The 12,005-nt window shown below is 56.0% G+C and carries 10 protein-coding genes; 4 read left to right on the top strand and 6 right to left on the bottom strand.

The features are described from left to right. Positions 1 to 266 precede the first annotated feature (266 nt). Both nhaC and QGM61_RS08125 read right to left on the bottom strand, forming a co-directional pair. Positions 267 to 1,676 (bottom strand): Na+/H+ antiporter NhaC, encoded by a 1,410-nt coding sequence (gene nhaC / locus QGM61_RS08130; RefSeq protein ID WP_281132640.1) that lies wholly within the window; start codon positions 1,674 to 1,676, stop codon positions 267 to 269. A gap of 5 nt (positions 1,677 to 1,681) precedes the next feature. Continuing rightward, complete coding sequence (locus tag QGM61_RS08125) at positions 1,682 to 2,884, bottom strand: serine hydrolase domain-containing protein (RefSeq protein ID WP_237132272.1); 1,203 nt, start codon at positions 2,882 to 2,884, stop codon at positions 1,682 to 1,684. A 193-nt stretch (positions 2,885 to 3,077) separates the two neighbouring features. On the opposite strand from QGM61_RS08125, the gene QGM61_RS08120 reads away from it, so the two are divergent. After that, entirely contained in the window at positions 3,078 to 4,004 is a 927-nt protein-coding gene (locus tag QGM61_RS08120; RefSeq protein ID WP_317622166.1) for an NAD-dependent protein deacetylase, read from the top strand. A 75-nt stretch (positions 4,005 to 4,079) separates the two neighbouring features. Here the strand turns inward: QGM61_RS08120 and QGM61_RS08115 are convergent, their stop codons facing one another. Further along, the gene (locus QGM61_RS08115) at positions 4,080 to 5,276 is read right to left on the bottom strand and encodes a pectinacetylesterase family protein (protein ID WP_237132273.1); all 1,197 of its coding nucleotides are present in this window, start codon (positions 5,274 to 5,276) and stop codon (positions 4,080 to 4,082) included. A 125-nt stretch (positions 5,277 to 5,401) separates the two neighbouring features. Here QGM61_RS08115 and QGM61_RS08110 point away from each other — a divergent pair, with 125 nt between their 5' ends. The 3 genes from QGM61_RS08110 (at position 5,402) to QGM61_RS08100 (ending at position 8,792) form a co-directional block, all read left to right on the top strand. Continuing rightward, positions 5,402 to 5,722: a 2Fe-2S iron-sulfur cluster-binding protein gene (locus QGM61_RS08110; RefSeq protein ID WP_237132274.1), complete on the top strand. Its 321-nt coding sequence runs from the start codon at positions 5,402 to 5,404 to the stop codon at positions 5,720 to 5,722. Positions 5,723 to 5,743: 21 nt separating this feature from the next. Continuing rightward, complete coding sequence (locus QGM61_RS08105) at positions 5,744 to 7,009, top strand: cytochrome P450 (RefSeq protein ID WP_281132639.1); 1,266 nt, start codon at positions 5,744 to 5,746, stop codon at positions 7,007 to 7,009. A gap of 133 nt (positions 7,010 to 7,142) precedes the next feature. Continuing rightward, positions 7,143 to 8,792, top strand: a complete 1,650-nt coding sequence (locus QGM61_RS08100) for a methyl-accepting chemotaxis protein (protein WP_281132638.1) — start codon at positions 7,143 to 7,145, stop codon at positions 8,790 to 8,792. Positions 8,793 to 8,864: 72 nt separating this feature from the next. On the opposite strand, the gene fabV is transcribed toward QGM61_RS08100, so the two are convergent. The 3 genes from fabV to QGM61_RS08085 form a co-directional block, all read right to left on the bottom strand. Next, entirely contained in the window at positions 8,865 to 10,076 is a 1,212-nt protein-coding gene (gene fabV, locus QGM61_RS08095) for an enoyl-ACP reductase FabV (RefSeq protein ID WP_281132637.1), read from the bottom strand. After that, on the bottom strand, positions 10,073 to 10,606 hold the full coding sequence (locus QGM61_RS08090) for a GNAT family N-acetyltransferase (protein WP_237132278.1): 534 nt from the start codon (positions 10,604 to 10,606) through the stop codon (positions 10,073 to 10,075). Before QGM61_RS08090 ends, fabV begins: the two co-directional genes overlap by 4 nt. A gap of 113 nt (positions 10,607 to 10,719) precedes the next feature. Further along, a complete protein-coding gene (locus QGM61_RS08085; RefSeq protein ID WP_272907149.1) occupies positions 10,720 to 11,994 on the bottom strand; it encodes a M20/M25/M40 family metallo-hydrolase in 1,275 nt (424 codons plus the stop codon). Positions 11,995 to 12,005: the final 11 nt, after the last annotated feature.

The raw sequence follows: 12,005 nt of genomic DNA, 5'->3' as shown, positions 1-12,005 counted from the left end.
CCTGGTTCCAATGGAACCAACTCTTGATTCGCAAACTACGTGTCATCCGCTTACCACATATTATCGGATGGCTGATGATCCGTTGTCCACTGAGTCAAGAGTGGAGTGTTATCAACCCAGCAGGACGTTACTTCCTGCCAATTTAATACCACCAACATCCATTGAAACCGTAGCCATATCACTAGACATTGGATCACCTCCTCTTCTTTCTCAGTTGAACATGGACTCAGAGTAAAACCCGATGCCAAAAGCTGTCAACCTTTAATTCAGCTAATTTTCGCTTTCAGCAAACCGATGCCCAGGCCTGTCATAATTAACGAAACGATCGGGTTGAGGTAGTTAAGAAACGCATAAGGCAGGTAGTCCAGCACCGGCACTCCCAGCGTCGCCGCATAAAATGCGCCTGCCGTCGTCCAGGGGATGAGACCCGTACTCATTGTCGCCCCCTCTTCGACAGTGCGCGACACCATCACACGATCCAGCCCCAAGGCTTCGTATGCCTTGCGGAACAACTGGCAGTTCAGAATGATGCTGATATAGGCCTCACCCATGGCCATATTGGAGGCGACCCCAGACACCAGTGTTCCGGCGATCAGGGCCAGCCTGCTGCGCAGACGGGCGATAAAACCTTTAAGCAACTCCGGCAGGATTCCTGATTGGAACAGCAGACCACCCAGTGCCAGCGCCATGATCGACAGCAGCAGCGTCCAGCTCATGCTCAGCAGCCCGCCTCGGCCCAGTAACTCATCCAGCATGACGATACCGGTCTGCCCCGGTGAATTGCTCCACAGACTGTTGAGGACAGTCACAGGATTGCCACCTTGATAGATCATCGCCACGGCGACGGCAGTGACGATGCTGGCGCACATGCATACTTCGGCGGCGTAGCGTCGCAGGCTGAGCCCCAGCATGACTATCAGGGGCAGCAGCGTTGGTATCAGGCCAAGCGAATACTGGGACGACAGTCCCTGCTGAATTTCGACAATGCTGGCCTGTGGCAGGTCCTCACCGGCATAACGCATTCCCAGCCACAGAAACACCAGAAAACTGATTACAAAGGCCGGTACCGTGGTGTACAACATGGCACCTATATGGCGAAACAGCGTTGTCTCGGCACTCATCGCCGCCAGATTGGTGGTATCGGAAACTGGCGACATCTTGTCGCCAAAGGTCGCTCCACAAACCACCATGCCGGCTACCAGAGGCAGGGGAATGGACAAAGCCGAGCCAATACCGATCAACACCACGCCCAGCGTGCCTGCCGTCCCCCACGAGGTCCCGGTTGCAACTGACATTAGACTGCACAACACCAGGCCAGCCGCCAGAAACCAGGAGGGCTGCAATATATTGAGACCATGAAAGATCAACGCAGCAACCGTGCCACTATGCATCAGCGCAGCAATCAGAAAACCAATCAGCATGAAGATATAAAGGGCGGGCAATGCACGCACAATGCCTGCATTCATCATCTCGCGAATGGCCTGATAGTCATAACCCAGCAGGCGCACATGAACGGCTGTCCACATCAGACACAGGAACATCAGACTATGCAGGCTGATCGAAAAGGCAAACAGACCAACAGCGATGATTATCAGTATGCCGCCAAAGCATACCAGGCTCTGCCCAAAACCAGGGCTATGTAACGGCGAGCGCTCCTGAGAGTCTGGCGTCGGCATTTGGCTCAGTCTGCCAGCATGTCATCAACTGCCCGGAAGAAGGCGTCACGATGACGGGCAAACATGGCGCCGGTGGCCTGGGGCCAGGCTCCCTGTATCACGATGGCGAGATCCTGTTCAGGGTTAAGATAGATCGCCTGACCGAAAATGCCGCTGGCACGGAACGTATCGTCGCCATTCAGCCACCAAAGATAGCCGTAGTTGTCGCTGCCGGGCGAAGGACTTGTGGAATCCTCTATCCAGTTCGCAGGTACCACTCGGGTCCCATCATGAAGCTGGCCATCATTCAGGACTAACAGTGCCAACCGACCCCAGTCGCGCAGGACCGGGGCAATACAGCAACCGCCTAGCTCGCCACCATAAGGGCCATGACTGATCCAGGTCGCGTCTGCCTCCATACCCCAGGGTTGCCAGATTTTGTTGGTGAGATAAGCGGAAAGGTTATTGCCAATGGCGGCGCGTACGATGGCACCCGCCAGATTGGTCTCACCCGTGTTGTAGTTGAAGCGCTCACCTGGCGGCGCAATACGCGGTTTGCTGCCCATGAACTTCATCAGTTCCAGCATGTCCCCAGGCGAGGTCGCTACATCCGACTGCGGGTCGGCATAGTCTTCGTTCCAGTCGGTACCCGACGCCATCTGCAGCACATGCTTGACTGTCACACCCTCATACGATGTGCCCTGCAACTGAGGCAGATAATCGGTGACCGGATCATCAACACTGTTGATATAACCATCCTGTATGGCGGCCCCGGTCAGCAATGACACCACCGACTTGGTCATCGAGAACGACACCCAGCGAGTCTCCTCATCATTGCCAAGTCCGTAGCGCTCCAATGCTATTTCGCCATCCTTTAATATCAACACACCACCCACATGGTTCATCACCATGTAATCCTCAAGTGAGTACTCGCTACCCTCCACCTGATAGCGAAGCATGGAGAAATCGCGCGGATCACGAGGCAGCTCCAGTACCTCGTCGCCTTTGTAGATATGGCGAACCGGGCTAAGCCGATGAGTATTTCTAAAGCCAGCAATCTGCTCATCACCCTGCCAGAACAGGATACTGCCGCCAGTCGGCAGATTGGCATCGTCATCAGCGGGGTCAACAAAGCGAGGCTGCTGTGCAAGAGCGGTGGTGGCAAGACTCAGGCAACTGATACACAATGACAGGCCAAGGGCGAGGCGCGGGACGTTTATAGTTCTCATTGGCAGGTCTCCAGCATGCGGGGTGATCGTCGAATTCTGCAGATTATCCCAGTAATGCGAACCATGCCAGCGTCTGTAATCCTGACGTCACTATCGTTGGCATACAATCGCGTCCGTTGATCATTTGGCAGTCGCACGTGACAAATCTGCTATTGGTCCGGTCCCGTTGCTCATTGATTGTCAGGAAACCGTAATGAACCCAATGCCAGAAGCCGTATCCACATTGAATAGACAACCTCAACACAAGCGCCAGCAGCGTTCCACCATTGATCCGGTAGGACTCTCCGCGCCAGAAATGGCACATGAGGGAGCGCTGCTGGCACAATTTCTCAGAGACAATTCACCGGTCACCATCCTGACAGGGGCCGGCATCAGTACCGCCTCTGGCATCCCGGATTACCGTGACGAACACGGCAACTGGAAACGCAAACAACCGGTTCAGCACCAGGAGTTCATGCAAAGCCTGGACGTTCGGCGCCGCTACTGGGCACGCAGCCTGGTCGGCTGGCCGGTCATGCAGAACGCCGCACCCAATGGCGCACACCTGTTCATTCAGACGCTGGAGCAGCAGAGCATGGTGCACCAGGTAATCACCCAGAATGTAGACCGCCTGCATCAGAAGGCGGGCAGCGCGCGGACCATCGATCTGCATGGCCGGGCTGATGAGGTGATATGCATGTCATGTGGCGAGCGGCATAACCGTCATGACTGGCATCAGGTATGCGCCTCACTCAACCCGCACTTCGGAAACCTGCAGGCAGATGTTGCCCCGGATGGCGACGCCGATCTGGAAATGGATTTCTCCGGTTTCAATGTACCGGACTGTCAGCAATGTGAAGGTATCATGAAGCCCGACGTAGTATTTTTTGGTGATAATGTGCCGCGCCCCAGAGTTGACGAGTGCTTTAAGGCCATCGATGAGAGCCGGGCCCTGCTGGTGATCGGCTCATCCCTGATGGTGTATTCCGGTTTCCGATTCGCCAGGCATGCCAGTTTGACAAACAAGCCTTTGGCTATCCTGACCCGCGGTCGCACACGCGCCGACGAGCTGGCCACGCTGAAACTTGATGCCGATATCAGCATGACATTGCAGCGTGCATCTGCTGAGCTGACGGACTGAGTCTGATGCGGCCGCCAGCCTGCCCGGTAACTGGCAGCAACTGGCGGCCGCATCAGACGCAATCAGACACATCTGCTATTCGGACACCTGGCCTGCTGGCGGCTCACTGCACTCTTCACACATCACGTTCGGTATAGGCGCACCCTGCAGCAGTCCGGCCAGCCAGTCGACAAAGCGGGTACCATCCACTTCGTAGGTGTAGACATCCGGTCGCAACAGGATGGTGTGCATGGGGCCACCTGCCACATAAAATCTAAAGTCAGGAATAGCCGCACTAATCTCCTGCAGATTCTGCATCAGCAGAGGCTGCAGAGATTCCGTTGGTGTTCCGCCCAGCGCCAGGAATTGCTTCTGGACGTTGTCTTCGGCATTGTCATATGAGGCAAAGCGGATATTCGGATTCTCCTGCTGTGCTCCAAGATACAGGTGATGGAAGCTGAACTCATCAGCGGGAATGCTGGCGATATAGTCCAGGTCACTGACCACCCGATCCACTGCCCAGACATCATATGGGCTGAAGTTGGCAAACCCACGGTAGCCGCCTGAGGCATCACCCAGCTGCACAATGTCAGCCTGGGGGTACTGTTCAGCTATTTTCACGGCATAAAAAGGTGACGGAATGGAGCCGGCACTGGAGCCCGTGACAAACACCTGTGCGGGGCCCTGAACATGTTCGTATAACCAGTCCAAAGCCGCGTTGGCATTGACCATGCCACGGTGACGAATATGCAGTGCGTGCGCCGCATGCTGGTCAAAAGCCGGCATCTCGTAATGCTGTTCGGTATCACCAAGATGGACGTCACCCGAACAGTACGGAGCATAGACCATTGTATAGTCAGCCAACGGATTGCTTACCTGATCGAGTGCCAGAATCCCGTGTGCACGCGACGGATCGGTGTTCACCAGGTTCACTTGATAACTGGGCTGGATATCCGGGTCGCAGTTGCCACCTTCCCAGCAGGCACCACCGCCCTCGAGGTAGAACATCACGCGGGCCGGATCTCCCTGTTTGACAAAAAACTGATACGCGGACCCATCGGAGCAGACGGTATTACCAGCTGGTGCAATGGCATTCCAGCCTTCGCTAAGGCCTTCGAAATTGGCCTGCGCCATCTCGTGTTCGCCATGATCCATTGAGTTTCCGGTCATTGTTTCCGTGGCGGTGTCGGTAGTGGTGTCACTGCCGCAGGCCACCACTCCAGTCAGTATCAACCCACCCAGAAACGCCAATGCCAATGCTTTTCGCATTGAGTTACGCATCAAATCAATCATCGTATGTACCTGTTTTTGTTGTCTAATATCGAAAAGTTGTAATGCGTTCAGTTTTCACTTAGGATCAGTCTCCGAACTGTATCACAGTCATCAGACAAGTAAACGACAGGAGTTCAGGAAGTAGCATGGCAAAGATCACGTACATCGAACACAACGGCAAGGAACACTACGTCGACGCAGCTCCGGGCGACACCGTCATGAGTGCCGCCATCGACAATCTGGTACCCGGCATCGACGCTGATTGCGGTGGCGCATGTTCCTGCGGCACCTGTCATGTGTTTGTCGATGAAGCCTGGTTGGACAAAGTCGGCCCGCCCGGTGAGTTCGAAGAGCCCATGCTGGACCTGAACCCTGACAGGGCGGCCAATTCTCGCCTGTCCTGTCAGATCGATGTCAATCAGGAGCTTGACGGCCTGGTTGTGCGCCTGCCCGAATTTCAGTTCTGAGTCATTGCCTGGAGCCTTCTTATGACTACCGCGACCCGCCCGAACACAGAGCGTCAAAACCGCAGCCTGGTAGGGCGTGACCCATGGAGCATTCCCCTGGACGAGATCGATCTGGCGCATCCAGGGATCTGGCAGGCCAACGAGTTTTTACCCTTCATGGCCCGCATGCGTCGTGATGCGCCCGTCCACTATTGTCCGAACTCGGCGGTTGGCCCTTACTGGTCAGTGATGAAATATCAGGACATCATGACCGTCGAGGCTGCTCCGCATATTTACAGCTCTGAGCCAACCATTGGCATCGTTGACGTGCTGCCCGAATACAGCCTGCCGATGTTCATTGCCATGGACCCGCCCAAACATGACGAGCAGCGCAAGACGGTACAGGGCGTTGTGGCACCGGCCAATCTCAAGAATCTTGAAGGCCTTATCCGCCAGCGTGTCGGGGCCATTCTGGACAGCCTGCCTGTTGGGGAAACCTTCAATTGGGTTGATCTGGTGTCGCGTGAATTGACCACACAGATGCTGGCAACGCTGTTCGATTTTCCATTCGAGGAGCGCCACAAGCTGCCCTACTGGTCGGACGTTGCCACTGCCATTCCCGGTGCTGGCGTTGTCGACAGTTATGAAGAAAGCCTGCAGATCCTGCAGGAGTGCCTGGCACGCTTTAGTGAGCTATGGCGCGAGCGCGCCGCCAAGCCGCCAGGCAATGACCTGATCTCAATGCTTGCCCATGGTGAGTCCACCCGCAACATGCCGCCGCGCGAGTTTCTGGGCAACCTGATACTGTTGATTGTGGGCGGCAATGACACCACCCGCAACTCGATTACCGGTGGCGTGCTGGCCCTGAATGAAAACCCCGACCAGTATCAGAAGCTGCGTGAGAATCCCGCATTGATTCCCTCGATGGTGTCAGAAATCATTCGCTGGCAGACGCCGCTGGCCTATATGCGCCGCACTGCCAAATGCGACACCGAGCTCAATGGCCAAAAGATACGCCAGGGCGATAAGGTGTTGTTGTGGTACGCCTCGGGCAATCGGGATGGCGACGCGATAGAAAATCCCGACTCCTTTATCATTGATCGTCCGCGTGCGCGACAGCATCTCTCATTTGGCTTTGGCATCCATCGCTGCATGGGCAACCGCCTGGCAGAAATGCAACTGCGCATTCTCTGGGAGGAGATCCTGAAGCGCTTCCATACGGTCGAAGTGACTGGTGAGCCGACCCGCATCTACTCCAGCTTCGTCAAGGGTTACACTGAGTTGCCAGTTCGTTTACACCCTTTGTAACACAGGCAGCCGCGCCAGGCTTTCAAGTAGCCTGGCGCGCGCTGATTCATCAAACTGCCACACCAGTCCATTAAGCTAGGCTGAGGTTGTTGTCTCTGGACAATTAGTCCGGAATGTCTCAGGAGTTTAAGATATGGCTGGAAGCAGGCTCACCCTATCGCGCGCCTCTTTGACCACCAAGTTGTTTGCTGGTTTTGCCCTCATTTTGATTGTCATCGTCGCGCTGGCCGTTGGCAGCTGGAGCAGTCTGACCAGAATCGACGACAATATCTCTCTCAATGTTCAGAGCTACGAAATTCTCGACGACAAATCGACCCTGCTGGCCAGTATTGTCACCATTGAGTCGGGGATGCGCGGCTTTGCGCTGACGGGTAATGAGACCTTTCTGGAGCGACTGGACCAGGGCAGCAGCGATTTTCGTGAAGCCATGCAGCGTCTGCAGCAGGCAACCGCCGGTGTGACGGCCCAGCAGCAGCGACTCGACGAAATCAGCACAGTCTTTGAAGACTGGTTTGCCAACGATATTGACCCCATTATCGACATGCGCCGCCGCATCGAACATGGCTTTTTCAACCCGCAACGCATGACCGACCGTATCGCTGAAGCGCGCGACAAGGTCAGAATGGACCGCATGCGTGAGTTGCTGGAAGGCATGACCTTAGACGAGCAGGCGCTTCTGTCTGAACGCCGTAATGAGATGGCTCAGAGCCAGTCACAGGCCATCTACATCCTGCTCGGGTCCAGTGTATTCGCCATCATTCTCGCGGCTCTGGTAGCCAGTGGCCTGAGCCGATCCATCATCAACCGCCTGTCACGGCTGGTTGCTGTCACCCGCGAAATCGCCGATGGGCACCTGGACGTTCAGGCTGATCAGAGCGGTCACGACGAAATCGCCCAGCTGGCGCATGCAGTAGGCCACATGCAGAACAGACTGCGCAGTATGATTACTGACATACACGCCAATGCCGAGAAGCTGTTGCTGGCCGCCGAGCAGGTCTCGTCATCTTCAACCCAACTCTCTGTGTCAACGCGGGATCAGGCTGAAGCAGCCACCACCATGGCGGCCACGGTAGAGCAGCTAACAGTAAGTATCAGTCATGTCGCCGAGAACGCCTCTGAGGCGCGGCGCCTGTCCTCGGTTTCCGGGCAAAAGTCAGAAGAGGGCGGTGCGGTCATCCAGCGAACGCTTCATGGCATGGGACAGATTGCCAGCACAGTCCAGCAGACCGCTGAACGCATTACAGTACTGGGCAAACACTCCGAGCAGATTTCCGGCATTATTCGAGTCATTCAGGAGATCGCCGAGCAGACTAACCTGCTGGCCCTGAATGCCGCCATTGAAGCAGCCCGTGCCGGTGAGCAGGGACGCGGCTTCGCTGTGGTCGCAGACGAGGTTCGACTGCTGGCACAACGTACCAGCAAATCAACTCATGAAATTGCTGACATGATTCAGCTGATCCAGTCTGGTACACGTGACGCTGTCAAACAAATGAACGATGGCGTCAAGCTGGTCAACTCCGGCGTTGAACAGGCCCAGGAAGCTGGCGATGCCATCGTGCAGATCCGTCGCAGTGCCGATGAAGTTTTGCAGGTTGTAGATCAGATTTCCGGCGCGCTGCAGGAGCAGGACTCAGCCACGCTGGATGTATCGCGTCATGTGGAGCGCATTGCAGGGATGTCCGAGCAGAACAGTGTCGCGGTAGCAGGTGCGGCTGACGTCGCGCAATCTTTGCATCAGCTGGCAACCGGCCTGCGTACACAGGTAGCGCGATTCCGGCTTTAAAGTGAACACCCCGGCCAGCTCAGGCCGGGGTGCAAGACTTCACAGTTCAAGTCAGTGCAAAGCACATAAAAGCTAGACTGTCTTGAGATTGACCTCTGTCGCCACGTCGGCTTCGTAGTCCACGTCGCTGCGCTCAAAACCAAACAGCTTGAGAAACTCGTGTTTGTAACCGGCGTAGTCGGTCAGTTGGAACAGATTGTCGTTGTTCACTTTTTCCCAAAGCTGCTTGCACTCACCCTGCACATCGTCACGGAGTTCCTTGTCGTCCATGCGCAGACGGCCAGCCTCATCGACGTCCAGCGCATTGCCATCCGTGCGATAGAGTTGCTCGGTGAACAAGCGGTTGAGTTGCTCGATGGTACCTTCGTGCAGGCCCTTCTCTTTCATCACCTTGTAAACCAGCGCGATATACAGCGGCATTACCGGGATGGCTGCCGAAGCCTGTGTCACCACAGACTTGAGCACCGCCACATTGGCACCCCCGTCGTATTTCTCGGACAGAGATTTATCCAGGGCGTGGGCCGCACGATCCAGATCTTCCTTGGCCTTGCCAAGAGCACCATGCCAGTAAATCGGCCAGGTCATTTCGGTACCGATATAGCTGAAGGCAACTGTGCGGGCGCCTTTTGCCAACACGCCAGCCTTGTCCAGTGCCTGCATCCACAGCTCCCAGTCCTGACCGCCCATTACGGCGATGGTATCGGCGATCTCCTCGTCACTGGCTGGCTCGACTTCGGCGTGGATTATCTGGTCTTTGTTGGTATCAATCGCGGTTGATTTGTATACCTGACCAATAGGCTTGAGCACCGAACGTTTCACTTCGCCGGTATCAGGCAGGCGACGCACCGGCGAGGCCAGCGAGTAGATGACCAGATCGACCTCTTCCAGATCCTGTTTGATCACATCTATGGCCTGCTCACGCACCTCGTGCGAGAAGGCATCCCCGTTGATGGATTTGGCATACAGGCCGGCTTTATGCGCTTCTTCCTCGAACGCCCAGGTGTTATACCAGCCGGCGGTACCGGGTTTGGTCTCCGTGCCAGGCTTTTCAAAGAAGACACCCAGTGTCGCTGCCTGATAGCCGAAGGCCGCGGTAATACGCGCAGCCAGACCATAGCCGCTGGAAGCACCGATCACCAGCACTTTGCGCGGACGTCCAGCGTCACTTTGGGCCCCAGAAACTTCCTTCTGTGTGGTCGCGATCTGGTCCTGTACGTTTTTATAACAGCCCGTCGGGTGGGTCGTAGTGCAGATAAAGCCGCGGTATTTTGGTTTTATAATCATGACTTGTCCTCAATATCAGAACCCGGCACAGTGCCTGGGTTCGCTTCCGTTCCTGCCGCAAATGACATCAGTGCGTCTCCGTCCAGTCGATAACGAATCCATTCGCTTTGCGGGCGTGCTCCAATTGACTCATAAAATTTGATGGCGGGTTCGTTCCAGTCCAGCACACTCCACTCGAATCGACCACAACCCAGCGCTACCGCCTCGCGGGCCAGGTATTGTAACAAAGCCTTGCCCGCCCCCACGCCACGGAATTGCGGCGAGACGTAAAGATCCTCAAGATACAGGCCATTACGGCCCTGCCAGGTGGAGTAGTTAAAAAAGTACACAGCAAATCCCACTACCTGGTCGTCCAGATAACAGAGCAGAGCTCGCACCGACGAATCCGGGGCAAAAATGCTGGCTTTCAGCTCTTCTGGGGTAGTCACGACTTCGTGCTCGGCCTTCTCGTAGATGGCTAGCTCACGAATAAAGTGGTAAATGGCCGGCGTATCAGCGGCCACGGCGGGACGAATCAGTATGTCAGCCATCAGTGCAATCCTGTGTGACCGTATTCGGTTGCGATGTTTTCAGGGCGCACAGTGTACCAGAGTGTCTGCCGCAGGGCTTGTTTCAGGACCGCTGCGGCCGTCATGGCGACCACTCACTGCAGCGGTGCACTGCCACGTGAGACGTCCATGATCATGCGGCTAAGCAGGTACAGCCGCGGAATTACCGAATCCAGATCGACATACTCATCGTTGTTGGAGTGGGCACCAAATCCGCGCAAACCAAAGCGTTCGATGACCGGCGCCTGAGTTTCCAGCGCCGCGAATGCCGCATCGGTGCCACCGCCCTCTGCCTCATCATTCACAACCAGTGTCATGCCCATTTCAGCATAAACCTGCTGAGCATGAGCGGCCAGGCTGCGGGAGGCCTCAGTGGCGGTCAATGGTGGGCGGCGATTCTCGAAGGTCACGGCAACCTGAGTGTCGGGGATAAGCTGATTGGCGATACGCTCCTGAATACGGCTTTCCAGGCGTTCAAAATCTTCCTGGCGCAGCATGCGGATATCTGCCGTCACCACGGCTTCCGCCGGTATGACATTCCGCACCGTGCCGGATTCGGCCAGCGTCCAGTTAACCTTCAAACCGGTCTCCGGGTCCGACAGGTCCCTCAGCTGCAACATCTGATGAGCCATTTCGTAAAGGGCATTGCGACCCAGCTCGGGTGCAGCGCCGGCATGCGAGGCCCGACCCGTAACCGTCATTGTCGCTGCCCCGATGCCGCTGGTGGCCAGCGACAGGGAGTCGTTATCCATGCGCGTCGGTTCAACAGAGAACACAACGTCATGCTCAGTTGCCAGTCGCGTGATAGTGCTGCGCGAACCTGGCGAGCTGATTTCCTCATCGCCATTGATCAATACGGTCAGCGTGCCGTACTCATCAAAGCCCATATCGCGAAGCATGGCAATGACATGCAGAATCACCGCCACGCCCTGCTTGTCGTCGGATATACCCAATCCATAGGCGAGGTTGCCATCAATGCGGAAGGGCTGTTCATCGATCATACCTGCCGGGTAGACCGTATCCATATGCGCTATCAACATGATGTCGCGCTCGCCCCGGCCTTCAAACCGGGCATGTACCATCGGGCCAATCTGTTCCGGAGTATCAAACATTCGGTAGACATCCTGATTGGCATCCAGCAGCTCGACTTCACCACCCATCTCGCGCAGGCGTCCGGCGATCAGATTGCCCAGTTCCACCAGCCCTTCGTAATTGCCACTGCCCGATTCAATTTCGACCACTTCCTGAAGCGTCGATATGAAGTCATTTTTCTGCGCTTCAGCGGCAGCAAACACTGCCATGTTGGGTTGTTGCGCGGTGGCAGGCAGACTCAAAACAACCATCAGGGCAAACAATAGGCGGCGCAACATCGCGATCTCCA

It is taken from the genome of Pseudohongiella sp. SYSU M77423, assembly GCF_029911965.1.
In the GTDB taxonomy this organism is placed as follows: Bacteria; Pseudomonadota; Gammaproteobacteria; order Pseudomonadales; family Pseudohongiellaceae; genus Pseudohongiella.
The sequence above is the reverse complement of the archived record's forward strand: the minus strand, read 5'-3'. Positions and strand labels throughout refer to the sequence as shown.